This window comes from Marinobacter daqiaonensis (assembly GCF_900115285.1).
Lineage (GTDB): Bacteria > Pseudomonadota > Gammaproteobacteria > Pseudomonadales > Oleiphilaceae > Marinobacter > Marinobacter daqiaonensis.
The window spans coordinates 693543-712294 of record NZ_FOYW01000001.1 but is presented as its reverse complement, the minus strand read 5'-3'; the positions used below and the strand labels follow the sequence as shown (position 1 = coordinate 712294).

Annotated in this window: 15 protein-coding genes and 1 pseudogene; 10 read left to right on the top strand and 6 right to left on the bottom strand. The window is 57.0% G+C overall.

Annotated features, from left to right (window positions below; translation table 11 throughout):
* Positions 1-241: 241 nt before the first annotated feature.
* The 6 genes from BM346_RS03285 (at position 242) to BM346_RS03255 (ending at position 7649) form a co-directional block, all read left to right on the top strand.
* Positions 242-787 carry a PEP-CTERM sorting domain-containing protein gene (locus BM346_RS03285; RefSeq protein ID WP_092008857.1) on the top strand — a complete coding sequence of 182 codons (546 nt, stop codon included), beginning with the start codon at positions 242-244 and terminating at the stop codon, positions 785-787.
* A 393-nt stretch (positions 788-1180) separates the two neighbouring features.
* On the top strand, positions 1181-1921 hold the full coding sequence (locus tag BM346_RS03280; RefSeq protein ID WP_092008856.1) for a type 2 periplasmic-binding domain-containing protein: 741 nt from the start codon (positions 1181-1183) through the stop codon (positions 1919-1921).
* A gap of 294 nt (positions 1922-2215) precedes the next feature.
* Complete coding sequence (locus tag BM346_RS03275; protein WP_092008855.1) at positions 2216-3103, top strand: crotonase/enoyl-CoA hydratase family protein; 888 nt, start codon at positions 2216-2218, stop codon at positions 3101-3103.
* A 246-nt stretch (positions 3104-3349) separates the two neighbouring features.
* On the top strand, positions 3350-4075 hold the full coding sequence (locus BM346_RS03265; protein ID WP_174805189.1) for an ABC transporter ATP-binding protein: 726 nt from the start codon (positions 3350-3352) through the stop codon (positions 4073-4075).
* Positions 4072-6435: an ABC transporter permease gene (locus BM346_RS03260; RefSeq protein ID WP_092008853.1), complete on the top strand. Its 2364-nt coding sequence runs from the start codon at positions 4072-4074 to the stop codon at positions 6433-6435. Before BM346_RS03265 ends, BM346_RS03260 begins: the two co-directional genes overlap by 4 nt.
* An 8-nt stretch (positions 6436-6443) precedes the next feature.
* Complete coding sequence (locus tag BM346_RS03255) at positions 6444-7649, top strand: efflux RND transporter periplasmic adaptor subunit (RefSeq protein WP_092008852.1); 1206 nt, start codon at positions 6444-6446, stop codon at positions 7647-7649.
* Here BM346_RS03255 and BM346_RS03250 read toward each other — a convergent pair.
* Entirely contained in the window at positions 7640-7858 is a 219-nt protein-coding gene (locus BM346_RS03250; RefSeq protein ID WP_092008851.1) for a hypothetical protein, read from the bottom strand. The genes BM346_RS03255 and BM346_RS03250 overlap by 10 nt on opposite strands.
* Before the next feature lie 857 nt (positions 7859-8715).
* Between BM346_RS03250 and BM346_RS18435 the strand changes: the two are divergent.
* Positions 8716-8790, top strand: a pseudogene (locus tag BM346_RS18435) (PEP-CTERM sorting domain-containing protein); the annotation flags it as partial.
* 1329 nt (positions 8791-10119) lie between these two features.
* Here the strand turns inward: BM346_RS18435 and BM346_RS03230 are convergent.
* Positions 10120-10650: an outer membrane protein assembly factor BamB family protein gene (locus BM346_RS03230; protein WP_092008848.1), complete on the bottom strand. Its 531-nt coding sequence runs from the start codon at positions 10648-10650 to the stop codon at positions 10120-10122.
* A 374-nt stretch (positions 10651-11024) separates the two neighbouring features.
* Positions 11025-13100, bottom strand: a complete 2076-nt coding sequence (locus BM346_RS03225; RefSeq protein WP_092008847.1) for an NAD(+) synthase — start codon at positions 13098-13100, stop codon at positions 11025-11027.
* A gap of 328 nt (positions 13101-13428) precedes the next feature.
* Here BM346_RS03225 and BM346_RS18495 point away from each other — a divergent pair, with 328 nt between their 5' ends.
* The 3 genes from BM346_RS18495 (at position 13429) to BM346_RS18420 (ending at position 14631) form a co-directional block, all read left to right on the top strand.
* Positions 13429-13869, top strand: a complete 441-nt coding sequence (locus BM346_RS18495) for an AMIN-like domain-containing (lipo)protein (protein WP_455236431.1) — start codon at positions 13429-13431, stop codon at positions 13867-13869.
* 263 nt (positions 13870-14132) lie between these two features.
* Positions 14133-14417: a hypothetical protein gene (locus BM346_RS03215; RefSeq protein WP_092008845.1), complete on the top strand. Its 285-nt coding sequence runs from the start codon at positions 14133-14135 to the stop codon at positions 14415-14417.
* Positions 14371-14631, top strand: coding sequence for a glutathione S-transferase family protein (locus BM346_RS18420; RefSeq protein WP_092008844.1), 261 nt, complete (start codon positions 14371-14373; stop codon positions 14629-14631). Before BM346_RS03215 ends, BM346_RS18420 begins: the two co-directional genes overlap by 47 nt.
* 119 nt (positions 14632-14750) lie before the next feature.
* Here the strand turns inward: BM346_RS18420 and BM346_RS03205 are convergent, their stop codons facing one another.
* The 3 genes from BM346_RS03205 to BM346_RS03195 form a co-directional block, all read right to left on the bottom strand.
* Positions 14751-16571, bottom strand: coding sequence for a C1 family peptidase (locus BM346_RS03205; RefSeq protein WP_092008843.1), 1821 nt, complete (start codon positions 16569-16571; stop codon positions 14751-14753).
* Positions 16572-16723: 152 nt separating this feature from the next.
* Positions 16724-17305, bottom strand: coding sequence for a CHRD domain-containing protein (locus BM346_RS03200; RefSeq protein ID WP_092008842.1), 582 nt, complete (start codon positions 17303-17305; stop codon positions 16724-16726).
* Positions 17306-17672: 367 nt separating this feature from the next.
* The gene (locus BM346_RS03195; RefSeq protein ID WP_217648224.1) at positions 17673-18683 is read right to left on the bottom strand and encodes a hypothetical protein; all 1011 of its coding nucleotides are present in this window, start codon (positions 18681-18683) and stop codon (positions 17673-17675) included.
* Positions 18684-18752: the final 69 nt, after the last annotated feature.

Genomic DNA, 18752 nt, shown 5'->3' with positions numbered 1-18752 from the left:
GGCACGTCACAGAGCTTAAAGGGCTCGATCCCAAAGCTCTCACATCCTGTCAGGTTTTTATACACACCAAGAACAATCAGTAGAGCCCCGCTTAGCAGACTACCTGTAATGTATACATAAAAATCTTCAAGGCCTGCTTCTTGCTGATCTGGATAACCCCCAAGAAATGACGTCTGGGAAGGGGGACGGTTAACACCCCTGACCGTTCTTTTAAAACAACCAAGAAATTCAGGATGAACCCATGAAAAACGTCTTTCGATATCTGTTGTTAGCTTTAAGTCTTGGCGTCGCGGGCCAGCTCTCAGCCGGCGTTTTGCTCAATAGCCTTACCGTTAACTACAGCGGCGGTAATTCTATTGTCTTTACGTTCGACGATCAGGTTTACGACCCTTTCTACGGTCCCTTTGAAGCGTTTGGTGGCGTTGTCGCCAGCAGCAATCCTTTTGGCGACGTCCTCCCGGACAACATGAATCTCGGACTTTACATTGGAGAGGATGAAACGGCCATCAATATCACTTCGTTCTACGCGTACTGGTACGACCCGGCCGGCTACCCGGTGGACACAACCTGCGAAATATATGATTTTGATTTAGCCTGCTATGGCCCTGGTATAAATGATGTGGAGTATACCTACCTCGGGCATTCATTCGACGCTGTGGCCGCAGTCGCGGAACCACCGGAAAATGAAGTTTCTGAGCCTGGCACTTTGCTGCTGCTGGCCTTGGGACTGGCCGCGTTAGGACTGCTTCGGGGCCGAGTATCCCTGTCCGCTCCGCGAGCGGCCTAGCCAGCTGGTCATCCGGAGCACTGCCTGTTTCCAGCAGAACGGGGGCAGAGATTCAGCGCCGATGTCCCGGGAGGTGCGGGCCCCGAGCCTGCCTATGGTGGGGGCCCCGCTTTACAATATCAGAGACAGGCATAGATAAAAGAAATAGCCAAGGCTTATGAAGGATTCAGGTAGTTGAGAGGGAGTCGCTTTCAGACTCTCACTTCAGCTCTTCTTTCCTCCCCGAAAAATACTGCAAAATCTGGAAATTCCGTGTTCTGGTTTCTCGCGCCATAGGTTAGGTTAGATGCAGGCTGTTTGGTGAAGAGCAGTCAAGTTCCGTGTTTTTATCTGGCCAAGGCAACGTCGGACAAGCGTCGGACGGCCCCGATCGATCATTGAGAGGAGGATCCAATGAGAATAGGGCTGCTGATCATCGCAGCATTCTGGTCTCTTCCAGTTTGGTCCCAAACGCTCCAGATTATGGGCTCGGACGAGGGCTTTCTGCCATATTATTATGGTCATAACCTTGACAAAGGCATTCTGGTCGAGGTGATCAATGAGTTCGCCCTGCAGACCGGTATCGCAGCCAATTTTCGCCCGATGCCGCGCAAACGCCAGGCCTGGGCCTTGGAACATGGAACAGCCAACGCGGTCTTCGCCAACCCGCTATGGATGCCGCTGCCGGACCGGATGCACGCCGTAGGGCCGGTGTTAACCTGGCGTGACCGTGTGTTTGCGCAACCTGCCCGACAACCGGACTCCTTCGATGATCTGCAGGGCAGCATCTGTCTGCGCAAATGGTTTGTCTACAGTGATCGACTCGAGCGACGGATCGGTACCGACCTGGTCCGCCATGACTCGTACAATGCCCAGCAGATGCTGGGCATGTTTCTGCACGAACGGTGCGATTACACCGTCATGAACGAAATGGAGTTCCGGTTTCTGGCACGGCTGACTGAAGTCGATCCGGACCATTACAGCACGGAACTGATCGACGCCGAATGGCCGGTCTATCTTGGTATCCTCAAAACCCAGGCGGTTCTGATTGAGGCAGCAGAAGCTTTTTTCGCTACCCACGAGGTTGACGCGGAGGCCATCCTGCCAAAACTGCCGCCCCCGGACCGGCGCGTCTCGATTCAGCCGGATAAATAGGGCAGCCGCGGCCAAAAAGCCATTCGTAAGACACTCAGACCGTTTGCTCCATGTCATGAGGAGCAAGGTGAAAACCGAACCCAAAGAAGGACAGGTATGGACTCCTCACCGGGGTCAGTCTACCTGTCGACGAAGCGAGTGGTTTGCGGACATCTATCCCGTGTCGTTTGTGGTGCATGGTGATGCGCCCACACCTTGATAAGGTCCGACCGCAGCGAATCAACTAGGATATCTGTACACCACCTCTTTTTGCGGGGAAATCCCCCCTTTTCACTTACCACCCAAGGAGAGCCCATGCCTATACCATCGCTTGAAACCACCCTGTATTCCGTAGACGAGGGGATTGCCACCATTACCCTGAACCGTCCCGATAAGCTCAACGCCTATAACTCCACAATGCGGGAGGAACTGCTGGCGCTTTTTGATGAAACCGATGCCGACGACAACGTCAAAGCGGTGGTCATCACCGGTGCCGGCCGGGGCTTCTGCGCGGGTGCGGACCTCTCATCGGGTGGTTCCACCTTTGACCGAAACGCCCGATCCGGGGATCTTTCGCGGGAATCCCTGAAGGTGGGTGAAGTCTACCGTGACGGGGGAGGCACCAACACCCTGCGTATCTACAAGAGCCTGAAACCTGTCATTGGCGCGATCAATGGTGCTGCCGTGGGTATCGGCGCGACCATGCAGCTGCCGATGGACTTCAGGCTCGCTTCCACCGAGGCCCGCTTCGGGTTCGTCTTTGCCCGACGCGGCATTACCATGGAAGCGGCTTCTTCCTGGTTTCTGCCCCGCCTGGTAGGCATGCCAATGGCACTTGAATGGTGCATGACGGGCCGGATCTTCGGGGCCGAGGAGGCGCTCAAGCATGGTCTGGTGCGTTCGGTGCACGAGCCGGGCGAATTGCTTCCGGCGGCTTATGCCCTGGCCCGGGAAATCGCGGACAACACCGCACCGGTCTCGGTTGCGCTGACCCGGCAGATGCTCTGGCGGATGTCGGCGGCACCGCATCCCATGTACGCCCATCGTATCGACAGTCGCTCAATCCAGGCGCGCGGGGAGTCCGGCGATGCCCGTGAGGGCGTAACGTCCTTCCTGGAGAAGCGGCCGGCGGTATTCCCCAACCGGGTATCGAGCGATATGCCGTCTTTCTATCCCTGGTGGGATGAGCCGGTATTTGAGTGATTATGTGATCTGGATGGGAAGTGTACGATCTGGATAGGAAGTGTCTGTCCGCTGCGGGCATGTCGCAGGGGTCGCGCCAATACCCACGTCGAGTAGCGCGGTGCCTTCCGGAAGGCGCTCCGGCACTTTGGTGTGCCAGCGGGTGGTGAGCTTGAGGATGAGCGTGTCATAGATGAGGCTTCGAATCATGGCGCCAGGCCCATCATACCCGGACGGTGGGGCATACTGGCAAACCAGGGAGGCATGATGGAGCATTCAACTGGGTCATCGCGGGTGGTCTTCTCCACCCGGGGGCTGACCAAGGTGTATGTGATGGGCGAGATGGAGATCCATGCCCTCAGGGGCGTGGACCTGGATCTGTATGCCGGTGAGCTCAGCGTGATGCTGGGAGCCTCAGGCTCCGGCAAGTCCACACTTCTCAACATTCTTGGCGGACTGGACTGTGCCACGGAAGGGCAGGCGATGTATGGAGATCAGAACCTGGTTCGGGCCTCTGACAAGGCACTCACTGCATTTCGGCGAGACCATGTGGGCTTTGTCTTCCAGTTCTATAACCTGATCTCCAGTCTTACCGCCCGTGAGAACGTATCCATTGTCACCGAGATCAGCCGCAACCCCATGACACCGGAAGACGCCCTGTCGATGGTCGGTCTGGAAGGGCGGATGGACCACTTTCCGTCCCAGCTCTCCGGGGGTGAGCAGCAGCGCGTTGCCATTGCCAGGGCGATTGCCAAGCGTCCCGATGTCCTGCTCTGCGATGAGCCCACTGGGGCTCTGGACTCGAAAACCGGGGTGCGCGTTCTCGAGGCGCTCGAATATGTGAATCGGGAGCTGGGGACTACCACGGTTGTCATTACACATAACGTGATAATTGGTCAGATGGCGGAACGGGTCATCCAGCTCAGTGATGGACGGGTGGCCAGTATCCATGTGAACGAACGGCGCGCGGCGCCGGGCGAGCTTCACTGGTGAGGACGCTCAGGCTGAAGCTCGTCAGGGACCTGACCATGCTCAGGGGGCAGGTTGCCGCCATTGCCGTGGTCATTGCGGCGGGGGTGATGACCCTGGTCATGCTGGTCACCGCGCTGGACGCCATATCGCTGTCCAGGAATCGCTTCTACGAGGACTTCAATTTCGCTCATGTCTTTGTTGACCTCAAGCGTGCGCCGGAGCGTGTTTCCGAGCAGATCCGGGAGGTTGAGGGTGTTAACCTCGTTCAGACCATGGTTCAGGCCCCGGTGCGGCTGGAAGTGCCGGGATTCGGTGATCCGGTGCGGGGCCAGGTGCTTTCCGTGCCCAATGGGGGCCAGCCCGACCTGAACCGCCTCCACCTGCGGGAAGGGGCGCTGCCCGAATCCGGGCGCAGTGACCAGGTCGTGTTGAGCGAGCCCTTCGCCGAGGCCCACGGCCTGCAGGCGGGGGATAGCCTGTCCGCCATTATCAATGGACGCCTGAAGACCCTCAGCGTCAGCGGTGTGGCCCTGTCTCCCGAGTTCATCTATCAGCTGGGTCCGGGTGACCTGCTGCCGGATTACGAGCGGTTCGGCGTTCTCTGGATGAACCGGCGCGCTCTGGCAGCTTCTTTTGATATGGACGGGGCCTTCAATCGCCTGGTGCTGAGCCTGCAATCCGGGGCATCCGCCGGGCCAGTGATGGATGCGGTGGATGGGATACTCGCGCCCTATGGTGGATTGGGCGCCTACAACCGTGAGGATCAGATCTCCCAGCGTATTCTGTCCCAGGAGCTGGATCAGCTGCGGGTTTCCGCTACGGTCCTGCCCGCGATTTTTCTCGGCGTCTCCGCGTTCCTTCTGAATGTACTGATGGCCCGCATCATCGACACGCAGCGGCAGCAGGTTGCGGTGCTCAAGGCCTTTGGTTACGGCAATCGGGATGTTGCATGGTATTACGGCCTCCTGACCGCTCTGATCGTGGTTATCGGGTGTGGCCTTGGGGTGGTACTTGGCGGGTGGACAGCCAGCGGTTTGGCCAGGATGTACATGGAGTATTTTCGCTTTCCGGCCATGGATTTCCGGCTTCAGCCAAGGGTGATACTGCTGGGTGTCGCCATAGCCGGAGCCGCGGCGGGGCTGGGAACGTTCCGCGCCGTGAGCCGGGCTGCACGGCTGCCGCCCGCCCAGGCTATGCGCCCTCCCGCGCCGGAGGCCTTCCATCAGACAGCACTGGAGCGTTCGGTGCTTTGGGGCTGGCTGAGCCAGTCCACCCGCATCATCATCCGAAACCTCAGCCGACACCGGTTGAAGGCGTCATTTTCCGTGCTTGGCATCAGTCTCTCCGGGGCGCTGATTCTGGTGGGCAGCTTCCAGTTCAGTGCGGTGGACCACCTGATCGATACCCAGTACCGGCTGGTCCAGAAGGCGGACACCAATCTCTATTTTTCGGAAACGGTTGCTCCGAAGGTTAAGACCAGCCTCCTGAATCAGCCGGGCGTCAAGGCAGTAGAGACCTTTCGGGATGTAGCGATCCGACTCAGGCACGGGCACCGGGAGTACCGCACGGCCATTGAGGGTATGAATGCGAGTCGTGGGCTGCGTGGACTCATCGACACCTCTTACCGTGACATCACTCTGCCGGCGGACGGGCTGCTCCTGACGGGGTATCTAGCCGAGTACCTGGGCGTTGAGGTCGGGGAGACGGTCGAAGTGGAGGTGATGGAGGGCCAGCGCCGGACACTGACGGTGCCGGTTGCCGGCACCGTCAATGAGCCGGTTGGGATGGGCGCCTACATGGAGCGCGGCGCACTGAATCGGCTGTTGCGCGAGGGGCCCGCCGTGACCGGTGCCTGGCTGCTTACCGACGAGAGCCGCGAAGAGGCGTTATTCGACCGCCTGTGGGACATGCCGCTGGTCACCAGTGTGGGGATGATCAGTGAGTCGCGTGCCAGCATCAGTTCTTACATTGAGCATACGATGCTGTTCATGATGGGATTCGTGCTGGTGCTGGCGGGTTCCATCGCCTTCGCCGTGCTCTACAACAACGCGCGCATTGCGTTTGCGGAGCGTGCCCGGGAGCTGGCGACCCTGCGGGTCCTGGGGTTCACGCGGGCGGAAGTGGCTTGGATCCTCATTGGTGAGATCGGCATTCTGACGCTGGTGTCGATTCCCATCGGCTGGGGATTGGGGACAGCGCTGGCGTGGCTGCTGAATCAGAGCATCAGCATGGACCTTTTCCGGGTGCCCTTCGTGATTACCCATCAGACCTACGCTTTTGCCGCGGCGGGTGTGCTGCTTGCCGCGATCCTGTCGCTGCTGTTCGTCGCGCGACGTCTTTACCGTTTGAATATGATTGATGCACTGAAAACCGCTGAGTAGAGACCACCATGAATCGAAAGCAACTTCTGATCGGCATCGCGGGCCTTGTGCTGGTGGGCCTTCTGATTCTCGCCCTTAAACCCTCGCCGGTTCCGGTCAGTGCTACCGAGGTCCGTCGGGGACCATTCACCGAGTACGTCGAGGATGAGGGTGCAACGCACCTTCCCGAACCGCATCATGTTTCCGCCCCCATCAGTGGTTTTCTGCGTCGCGTCGAGCTCGATCCGGGGGATCGGGTTGAGGCCGGTGATACGGTGTTTGAGCTTGAATCCCTTCCTACGCCGGCTCTCGACGCACGGACCCGCGAGCAGGCCAGGGAGCGGGTGTCCGCCGCCCGGGCTCGCCTGAAGGCCGCCGAGGCGGAGTTCGAGGCCCGGGTGGCGCAGCATGAGCTGGCGCAGAAGGAATACGAGCGCGCCCAGCGCCTGCATGAGCGAGGCGCGATCTCTGCCGAGGAGCGGGATCGGCGGCGGAGTCAGCGTGAGTCGGCCCGAGCGGCGGAGCGCTCCGCCCGCCACGCCGTTGAAGTGGCGAGGTTTGAGCTGGAGGCGGCCCGGGCGGTGGTTGAGATTGCGGATGGCGAGCGCGCCCCGGTGGAACAGCCGAGCCTGGCCGTGAGGGCACCCATCAGCGGTACCGTTACTCGTGTCTACCGATGTTGCGAGGGGCCGGTACAGGCCGGCGAGGAAATCCTGGAGATCGGGGATCTCAGCACACTCGAGGTGCGCGTGGATCTGCTATCCATGGACGCCGTGCAGGTAAAGTCCGGCATGCGTGTGGTTCTGGACCGCTGGGGCCGGGAGGATGAACTCGAGGGGCGAGTGCTCCGCGTGGAGCCCGCGGGCTATACCCGGGTGTCCGCTCTCGGTGTTGATGAGCAGCGGGTACCGGTGAGGGTTGAGATTACATCACCCAGGGAGCAGTGGCCGGAACTGGGGGACGCCTTCCGGGTGGAGGCACGCTTCATTCTGTGGGAAGGCGAGGATGTGGTGCAGGTGCCTTCCAGTGCCCTGTTCCGGCGTGACGACAGCTGGGCTGTTTTTGTTTCAGAGAGTGGCCGGGCCGTTCTGAAAACCGTGAGCACGGGGCGCCGGAGTGGCCTGTGGACCCAGGTGACGGAAGGCCTTTCCGGGGGTGAGGTGGTCATAACGCATCCCGGCGATCGCATTTCCAGCGGCGTGGATGTTGAGATGGACCTGCGTGATTACCAGTGATGGTAGTGGTTGACGTAGGCGCAGAGCTCCACGGTGAAGATGGAAGACAGCATCCGGATATGCTGCTCAATGCATTGGCGGCGGTGTTCGTAGCTTTGGCCCGTCTGATGGTCGATACCGCACAGGAAAGTCCGGCGCACGCAGCGGGAGGCGACGTGGCAGTAGGGCGTATCGGCTAGCGAAATCTGCTGTTCTCCCGGGCGGGACATGCTAGTCCTCAGCAACGGTAAAGACTTCCTTTCGCTATCGAATCACCATTGGCGCGAACCTTCAAGAGTCATGTTAGTAGGCTGTTGTGGTCATTTGGATGGAAGAGTCTGTCCATGAGCAGTAGGCAAAAAAACGCGCCGCCTTTGGTTCCCTCCGCTATCGCGCCGGCGCTGATTAGCCCAGCGTTAGGTAAAAACCTGTCGAGATAACTTGCACAAGTTAGTGACACGGTATGTGGGTTTACTTTAAAAAGTATGAAAATCAGTAAAAAAATGGATATGGCGTAATTACTGATAAAACATTTTTTAGTTAAATCTGTAAAAAATTAAGATTTTCTGCTAACGTTTTTGTGGGAATGCTAACGCAGTACCAACACATGCAGCTGATTATCTCGGAGGAGGATTCTTAGGGGATTTTCCTAATGCTACAGGCTACTCATTTAGCCTCAACCAAGATATACCTGTGACAGGATTAGGGCTTTGGGATTTCGGGTCTGACGGCATTTCTTCAGCGCACAATATAGGGATCTTTGACCGCTCAATCCAGAATTTAGTAGGCTCATCTGCGTTATCTTAAGGTACAAGAGTGGTACCTTTGTTGCCGGTACGATAGATGGTGCGAGGTACGCAAAAACGAGTTTCGACCTGCTTGCGGGCGTAGAATATTATATTCTTGCAGATAATCTTGGTATTGATGAATTTGTTTTTGGTTCAAGCACCGTATATTTTAATTCTGCCTTGAATTGGCTTGGTTTGGTAGATGGTTCAGCAAACGATATGAGTTCTAGATTAATATTTTATAAGGGCCAGCCCGGTAATTCTGGGCCAATCTTCAATTCGTTTCGGCATCAGTTCCAGAGCCGGCATCAATTGCTCTGCTTGCACTTTGGCTGGCAGCAATCGGGATTTCCAGGAGAAAGAAAAAGTCATAGTTTTTATCTTTATAAGCCTCGGCTATTGCCGGGGATTTTTATGATTAAAAAAGGCTGAATAGAGGTGTCTGTCCATTGGGGTAGGCCATGCTTGGCGAGTCGATTTTCTTTACACTCTGGATATCTTCTATTTGCAACTGATTGATTTTCTTTAGGGTCCTTCAATGGTCCGTTTAATGCATCACCCTGCCTTTACTGTTGGTGGAGGGCTAGACCATGTTCACGTTCAAATCCCTATCTGGAGGTGAACAGGTGCCGGGATGGACAGTATGTGAAAAGCCTGGCGTATTTATCGAAGCCAAGTTTCTTTCCGGTGCGTTGCGCCTCCAAACCAGTCGCTGAGCCCAAGTGTTAACCAATCGGAGTGTAAATTGCGAGATTTTACAGATACTCATGCTGCAATTCGGCACTATAGTGCACTTCGATTTGCGATGCTTTCGGTATTCGCGCTCATAACCGGTGGCCTCCTAGACGCAAAATACAGCACGGATTTTAGCGGGCATGATGTTCAGGTATGCGTGTGGTTTATCGGAAGTGTGCACATTTTCAATCTTATTGGACTTTGGGTGGCGACTGTATTTCTCATTTTTGAAGTTGCGCTCAACTTTTATCTATGGGGGCTTTGGAAGCAGGTTCCTAAACCTAAGACAACGCCAGTTTATAGAAGAGAGTTTATATTGTGGCCGGTTAGAATGGCTGCTGTTTCATTGCCCTTAGGTGCTATTATCCTGTGGACAACAACCTGAATTGCTAATAAGCCGGTCAAATTGATCCCGCCACAGAAAATTAACAAGTGCCGCCCCGATGGGGCGCAGGTTTATAGAAGTGTCTGTCCATGAGGAACAATGTCTGAGCGATCTTTGGCAAGCCTGTCATGATTACCTGGCGGGTGAAGGCCGTTCATTCTTTCGACCTGATCGAAAGCCTTTGGAGGAACCGGGACAGATTTATGTTCGGACACAGAAGTGTTCGGCCAATCGTCTGCGCCTGCCAAGTGCCTTCGACGGGGCAGAACGCAGGCGTCGTGACAAGACTAAAGCCGCAGTAGAAAGCATTGCCAAGCCCAGGCCTGACGGCTCAGACACATCGACGGAGGATTCGATGGACAGCGCATACACTATGTTGTCGTCCGACCCGAAATACACCACATTTCCGGCAATGGTCGGTGACGAATCAATGGCGCCGCCGGTCTGAAACGTCTGCTCCACCAGCCCGTTCAACGCATCCAGCACATATAGTTACATATAGTTGGCCGTCACCGGAGCCCACATACACCAAGCCATCGTACAAGGCGGCGCTGGAATTAATCGCGCCACCGGTTGAAGTAACTCATACGATGGCGCCGGTGGTGGTATCCAGCGCATAGAGGCTGCCATCGGCCGAACCTACATACACAATGCGGTCGACCACCGTCGGTGAGGAGTCCACAGAGCCGCCAGTGGGGGTTTGCCAGAGAATTTCCCCCGTGGCCGAATTCATCGCATAGACGGAGCCATCACCCGAACCGGAGTAGACCACGTTGCCTACGACCTCCGGGGAAGAAACGACCGCACCACCGGTGTTGGTGGTCCAGACAGTTTGACCAGTCTGGGTGTCCAGAGCGTTTAAGGTGCCATCCCCCGAACCGACGTAGAGCAATCCATTATTCTGCGTCGGGCTGGAGTCCACCGGGCCACCGGTTGCCGATTGCCAAACGACCTGTCCGGTTAAGGCATCCAGAGAGTAAATAAACCCATCGCCGGACCCGACAAAAAGATGATCATCACTCACGGTTGGCGATGAATCAATATCCCCTTCGGTCAGGGTCTGCCAGAGCAACCCGGCCTGAGTGACGGATGGCACCAACAGCCCACTCAGCATGACGAATTAAACCGGCCAACGACTGGAGCCTCGAAGACTGAAACCTGAGAAATGGGAGTTCATGACTTTCACCAACACGGTAGCCGGGATATGGACAAAGTTTCAGCAACGTCCGCGCCATGATGTGTTTTACGTCTGGATTGAAGCGGTTGAAAAATGCGGTGGAACCGAAGTGTAAACAATGTCGACATTTTCGAACACTTAGCACCTGCGATATCGAGCGCATGAAATAAATAAGGACCGGCACAGCCGAAAGGAGAGGCTCCCGAGTGTCAGAATCTCGCCATCGCTCCATTCGCGCCGGCGCCGGTAGGTTTGTCCTGTCCAGCGGTCGAAGCCCCCAGGCAGAAAGGAGGGGTGGGCGCAGCATGAACTCAGTACTCCGGCACGTTTCTCCGCAACTCGTCCAGCCACACCTGCGCCTCCGAGTCGCTGGGTGCCCGCCAGTCACCGCGGGGAGATAACGAACCGCCGGAACCCACCTTGGGTCCGTTGGGCACGCAGGAGCGCTTGAACTGGCTGATCTTGAAGAAGCGGTACAGGAACACCTCCAGCCATTTGCGGATGGTGGGCAGGTCGTATTCGATGTGCTTCTCCACCGGCAATAGGTCCGGCCAGGAGCCACGCCGTTTATCGCTCCACGCGTGGTAGCTGAGGAAAGCGACCTTGCTGGGGCGGAAGCCGTAGCGGGTGATGTAGTAGGTGTTGAAGTCCTGCAGATCGTAAGGGCCGATCTTGTCCTGAGTGCTCTGGATGGGCTTTTCGTCCACGGGGCGGTCGCGATCGTCCTCCGGCGCCGGCACCAGCTCGGGTGAGATCTCAGTATCCAGGATGGATTGCAGGATATCGCGTGTGTCTTCCTCAAACTGTCTGGAATTGATCACCCAGCGGATCAGATGCTGGATCAGTGTCTTGGGCACCGAGGCATTCACATTGTAGTGTGACATGTGGTCACCGACGCCATAGGTGCACCAGCCCAGGGCCAGCTCACTCAGATCGCCGGTGCCCAGCACCATGGCATTGTGATGATTGGCCAGCCGAAACAGGTGAGAGGTGCGCTGGCCGGCCTGGACATTCTCGAAGGTGACGTCGTAGACCTCCTCGCCCTGAGCAAAGGGGTGGCCCAGGTCTTCGAACATCTGCATGCAGGAAGGTCGTATGTCGATCTCTTCCGCGGTGACGTCGAGCGCCTCCATCAGACCCAGGGCGTTTTCGAGGGTCTTGTCGCTGGTGGCGAAGCCGGGCAGGGTATAGGCCAGGATATTGCTGCGGGGCAGCCCGAGCCGGTCCATGGTCTTGGCGGCCACGATCAGCGCGTGGGTGGAATCCAGTCCGCCGGAAACCCCGATGACCACCCGCTCCAGGCCTGCGCTGTTCATGCGCTTCATCAGGCCGTGGATCTGGATGTTGTAGGCCTCGAAACAGCGCTCATCGCGCTCCGCGGGATCGGTGGGGACGTAGGGGAAGCGGCCCACGTCCCGCATCAGGGCGATCTCTCCGGTGGGTACCTGGAATTCGAAATCGATCTGGCGGATGGCCCGGACCCGGTCACGGTGGTCGGTGACCACGTCGTTGAAGCTGGTCATCCGCATGCGGTCCTGGGCCAGGCGCTCCAGGTCGATATCGGCGGCGATGACCTGCTCCTCGTCCGAGAATTGCTCGGCCTGGGCCAGCATCTCGTCATTCTCGTAGATCAGCGCGTAGCCGTCCCAGGCCAGGTCGGTGGTGGACTCACCAGGCCCGGCGGCGGAATAGAGGTAGGCGGCGATGCACTTGCCCGACTGGGAAGCGCACAGGTCGCGACGGTATTTGGCCTTGCCGATGGTGGCGTTGCTCGCCGAGAGATTGGCCAGCACGGTGGCGCCGGCCAGGGCGGCATAGGTGCTGGGGGGAATGGGCGTCCATACATCCTCGCAGATCTCCACATGCAGGGAGAAACCCTTGAGATTGACGGCGTTGAAGATCAGCTCATTGCCAAAAGGCACCTTCTCGCCCAGGAAGCGCACTTCCTGTCCCACCGCAGCCCGGGCCGCGCTGAACTGGCGCTTCTCGTAGAATTCGCGATAGTTGGGCAGGTAGCTCTTCGGAATAATGCCCAGCACCTGTCCCCGGTGGATCACCACACCACAATTGAACAGCTTGCCCTCGAACCTCAGGGGCGCGCCTATCAGCAGCACCGGCGTCAGCGACCGGCTTTCCTCAATCAGGCGGCTGACGGCCTCCAGAGTAGCATCCAGAAGGGCGTCCTGGTGGAAAAGGTCATCATTGGAATAGGCTGAAATACCCAACTCGGGAAACAGGGCGATCGCCGCCTTAAGATCAGAGGCGCGGCGGGCCAGCTCCAGGGTCCGCTCGGCATTGAACTGCGGATCGGCCACCCGCACGGAGGGGATACAGACCGCTGCGCGGATAAACCCATGGGTGTATATGGAATTAAATGATTGCTGCATGGTCACTTTCAGTCATGGAAGAGAACTTTAGAGTTCAATAGCATGACTTGGCGGATACCACAAATCCAGCCCTGTAAACTGAATGAGGAAGGGCAGGAATCACTGAAAGTAAAGGCGTCTGAGCGAGATGCATGGTTGATGGGAGGAAGGGAGCGGGAAATCGGGAAGGGTTTGTTTCCCCTCCCGCGCCCTTATTTTCAGGCGAAGGGGTTGAGCTGGCAGATCGGGCTGACGACTCAGGCAGGTCGCCGGGGAGCCTGAAGACGCTGCAAGTCGAGCAAGGAAGGGGTATGCAGACCCCACGAAAAAGTGCCGCGATGCTCGCCATCTGTCTCGCCGTGGCCGGCTGCGGCGGTGGGTTCAAGGAAAGAGACCCGTCGCCATCCGTACCGGCACCCACGAAGGCTTCGATCAGGTCGTTTTTGAATTCGATGAGCGGGTCCCGGGGTATCACACTGAGTACATCGACCAACCTGTTCGGAAGTGCGGCTTCGGCAGGGTGACCCACCTGGCCGTTGATGGCTGGCTCGAGGTTCATTTGTACCCGGCGAGGGCGTACACCGAGGCGGGTCAGCCCACAGTCGCCGATCGGGAGCGTAGGCCAGATCTGCCCGTGCTCTCCGAGCTGGAGCTGACGTGCAATTTCGAGGCTGTTGTGACATGGGTCTTCGGCGTCCAGTCGCCCTATCGCTACCAGGTCGTTGAGCTGGGCAGTCCACCGCGCCTCGTTGTCAGGCTGCGCCATGGCGTTGGGCATGGCAACCGATAGCCACTTGCCTGTGCGCTACGCTCCAGTCAGCCGTTACCTTTGTACCTGTGGTGCGGGAGAATCACGATGCAGGACTACGAACCCGATTACTGCAGCCTGCCCTTCCGCGGAAATTTTATCCAGCTTTTCCTGGAAGAGGTTGGGGCGGACTATCGGAAGCAGGATGCAGGCGAGGTCTACCCTGAAAAGAACCTGAATTTTCAGTATCCGGGGATGGCACCCCGTATCTTTATGACAGCAGGGCCTGGATCTGGCTCGCCCAGATGCCGGCGATTCTCATACATCTGGCGAAGGACTTCCATTCTCTTCCCGACGAGCCTGAGCAGCAAACCGTTGCTCTGAAGGTGATGCTGGACTGCAACGATATTCTTATGGAAATCACCAATCACAATGGCATGGTGATGAGGGATCAGGATTCGTGGAACGATTTCAGGGCCCATCGCCTGGCCGACTGGATGACCATCTTCGAGAAGACCGGCGCGGCGCATCGACTCGAGCCGGATGCCGGCTACCGGCTATCTGTTGGGCTCAAGGCTCACGGTCGCTGATATCGCCACTGCCGCACTGTTCGGCACCCTCATCCACAGCTTCCCGGAACTCGCCGGCGACCTGAAACACAATGCCCCTCGGGTGGCGCATCTCTGCCGCAGAGTGGAAGATAGCCCCTCTATGCAACGTTTTCTGGGCAATCAGCGACGGGATTTGGGCAACGCCTACTGTGGTTGTCAGATTGAGCGGTCCTTGCGGGACGTCATGCGGTAGGCAAAGCGGTTTTCAGACCGTTGCCACCGCGGCTTTTGCCGACGCCGAGCTATTGATATCTAGGGTGGGGCTTACCAGCTACGCTAGCATCGTTACATTTAACCCTGCTGGCTCAACTATCAGTACGAGAGATTTTCCTTTGTGAATTCTGCTCTTGGCTTTTTCCCCAGGACACGTTTCAGCACGTCATTCATGGTGTGTGGATCATTGTCAAAGCCGCCATGGCTGTCGCTGCTGCTTCGGGGTCGTTTGGAGTGCTTGCTGTAGACGAAGTCCACCGGCAGGCCTTCAGTATCCAGCGCCTTATTGTATTTTTGCATTCCGAGCAGCGGAGTGATGGGTTTGTCTTCAAATGCACGGGACACCAGATACAGCAATGACTTTCGGTAAACGCCAGCCACATGGTCATCGAGCTCTTGTTGTTCCGTGAGGTTATAGATGCACATGTCCTTGATTCGTTTATCAGACAGCGGTTCTCGATAGTGGGCATCGAATAACTCATTGGTGGCCGCAGGTGCGAGCAGTGAGCAAGTGCTGATGGTCAGCTCAGGAAATAGCTCCAGGGCACGGGTCAACAGGTAGGCATGAAGAATGGCGCCGGTGGAGTGGCCGACGATGTGAATCTTGATCTCGCGGTCCAAGCCAAAAGCGGCACCGAGGATTCGCCGGAGTATGTCGCTTCCATCGGAGTCCGCGGTATCGAAGGGCGTTTCAGCGCCGTATTTCATTTCGCGCCAAAGTGCCCTGCCAGGTCGGCGGGTAAGGTTCTCGATACGGCGATCGATCCAGTCGGTGATGACACCGGCAATTTTCTCGGCAGCGTCACGCTTCCCCAGCACGACGTCTTTCAGTTCCTCGAGTAATCCTGTGTCATACATGATATGAAAGGGGTAAATGCCGTTGTCGAGGAACGTGTTTTTCATAGCCTTGATACGTTTGGCAGAAGCTTTGGTACTGTTCAGTCCTCCGTGGGCGTAGATAAGGAGATGATCAAATTCACGGCTCTCCAGCTCCTGCTGAATGACAGCCATGTGGTTTCCATTACTCCAGTAGCGACCGGATGGATGGTAACTGCCATCGTCAATATGAACGAAGTGGTGCTCGATCTCATGTCGTGCGACGGTGCGGAAGAATTCTGGACGGTTCGCGACTGAATTACGGTTGGGCAGGCTGCCACCACTGAAAATATCCGGGGTTGGTAGGGCCATCTGCACAACCCAGGCGTCCATCACATGTTTGGCCCAGTCGCTGTATAGCCACAGCGCCAGTCCCCGGTCACCCCAGCCCTCTTCGCCCCACGAATTCTGAATCCAGAACCCCTTGCGGTTATAGCCTACGATGGCGAAGGCATGGCCTCCGACCACAGCATCGCCAGGTGGGATGTAACTTTCCCCATCAGCGTCGCTGGTGGTGACGTACCAGCCTTTATGGACCTTTGCAGAGGCATAGATCACCCCGGCTTCGTTAATGGCGGCGTGAAAATCCGTTATGTCGGGCCGCAATCTGTAGTAGGCGCCGATGGTCTGATTCTTCGCGTTGGCCGATATTTCGGGTGTTATGACGAAACCGCCCTGTTCGGGCTCGTAGGGCGCGACGTCTTCCAGGCAAACGCCACTGTTCTGCCAACCCTTTATGGCCCCTCGGCAACTTGAGCCCTCGTAGTCCTCGCCAGGCCATTCGTCGTAGAGCCGCGCCATTGTGTACAACATCCACGGGCTAACTTTCAGGGACTTGTTCTGGAACCGGTAAAGCAGATTGATTGTGGCCGCCAGGCCGAAGCCGGTGCAGGCGCCTTCGTTGCCCTGGTCGAGAATGTACAGATCCTGGGGAGGTGGAAGTTCATCCCGCAAAGGAGAAAGGCTGGGTTGGTAGTATCGGTCCCTTAGGTCGGGGGCGTCAGGTATTACGTTCAGACTGGCTTTAGGAGGGTGATTAGACATGGCTATATCTCTATTGGTTAGATATATAGGTTATCGCTGACCAGTGACGACGCGGCAAGCTGACAGAATATGCCTTATCCGGGTTAACACCAATTGCCTCGCCAGGCCTGGCAAGTGATTGCGAAAGAGGGACCCGGCGATGAACAGGCCAATTACCGACGGCGTCTGGTAGTGACGAGCCCCAGGAGGCCCAGGCCCAGCAATAGCAACGAACCGGGTTCGGAAACCCTTACAATCTGACCTCGCAACTCCCCTCCCGGGTACTCGACGGTGTGGATGTTGAGATAGAGATGACCCTCCAGGAGGGCCGACAGTTGTGCGGCAAGTGTCGTATTGTTGCCCTCCGACAGATCCCAGGCGCTGAATACGGTTCCGTTGACGGGGTCGATAAGGAGATCGCCGTTCAGGTCATTGTTCGGATTCATGAGGCCGAAGACTACGCCCCCGTTGGTCATGGGCGGTGCCGCGTGGATGTGCATTCCCACCACATTGTCGCCGGAATCCGGTGTCTGTAAGCCGTCCAGGTCGAGGCCAGAAAGCTCGACCATCATCTCCAGACGCGTCTGGGCATCGTTTAAGGTCAGTGTCGCTGTGCCGCTGGCCGTGGTGTTCACCGGGGGTACTTCCTGGTCGCCGCTCAGTGTCGCAGTAAAGGTAATGGGTAGGGCATGTACAGGCGCTGCGACGACCGCTATCAGCAGCGCGACCAATGATGTGAATGCTCGATAGCCCATAGTGATTCTCCAGCGCGTTTATGATGTGGAATCTCGCGCAATTAACGCACCATCAGGACGAAACACTTCCGTAATGAGTGAATTGCAATCACTGGCACCCCGGCGTTTGTTGGGTGTTGTAATATTTCCTGACAGTGGTGATCCTGACCCCGTTTCAGGTCCACCCGGAGCGGGAATAATCCGGGCTTTGTCGATGGTGCCGGGGCCAACGTCATCTACGAGACCTTCGACGAGAATCTTGATACCTGGGCCAATGCCGCCGACGTCTGGACGTGGCGGTTGAACCAAGAGGACCTTGAACGGCCGTTGGCTGTTGCAGCAAGATTCCTCGTGCGTTGCCTCCAACACCGTGATTTCTGTCATTTGCTCATCGGCGATGAACCCCGGGCGCGTCAGGACAGGTGGTTGGTATTCCGGATAAAACGATTTTCAGCCGGACTCCGTTGCTGGATCGGCGGCGGAGGTACAGTCCGAACAAGCCGAAAAGTAACATCCCCCAGTGGGCAGGTTCGGAAACTTGAATGCCCTTGTCAAAATTGAAGGCACCGCTGCCGACAATGTTGGCTCCGAACCCAGTCAGGGTGCTAACACTGGTGCGGTTTACGTCGGTCAACATGTCCGCCAGGCTGCCGTAGGTTACGATGTCCGCACCGATGTCGGACTCGCCCTCGATGTTGAACACATTCCAGTAGCTTGTGCCATCAGAACCGCTGCCTACGATGTTGGCTCCAAACCCACCCAGAGTGTTAACGCTGGTTCGATTGGTGTCTAACAACATATCCGCCAGGCTGCCGTAGGTTACGATGTCCGCACCGATGGCGGACTCGCCCTCGATGTTGAACACATTCCAGTAGCTCGAACCATCAGAACCGCTGCCGACAATGTTGGCTCCGAACCCACCCAGGGTGTTAACACTGGCCCGGTTGGTATCTGTCAGCATGTCCATCAGGCTACCGTAGGTTACGATGTCCGCACCGATTCTGGACTCACCTTCGATATTAAATACATTCCAAAAGTTTGTACCATCGGAACCGCCGCCCACCACATTGGCCCCGACTCCGGACAGCGTGTTGACACTGGTCCGGTTGATGTCGGTCAGCATATCGGTCAGGGAATCATAGGTAACCAGATCTGCGCCGATAGAGGACTCACCCTCGATATTAAAAACGTTCCAATACACGGGAACAGCCTGGCTCGGCAAACTGATTGCGGCGCCCGCGAGTAACAGCAAATACTTTATAGGATGCATCACTCGTACTCCTTTTGGTCTGAGTGAACATGCATTGTAAGCATAGGCCATACCCACCTTAAGAATTGTTGTTCTAATCAAAGGAAAGGGAGATACAGAGTGACCAACGCGCGGGAAAATGCTGATCAAGTAACTTCCGGTGTAAAAAAGTTCGACAGTCTAATTATTAAAGTAATTTACCAGGGATGCGCGGGTTCA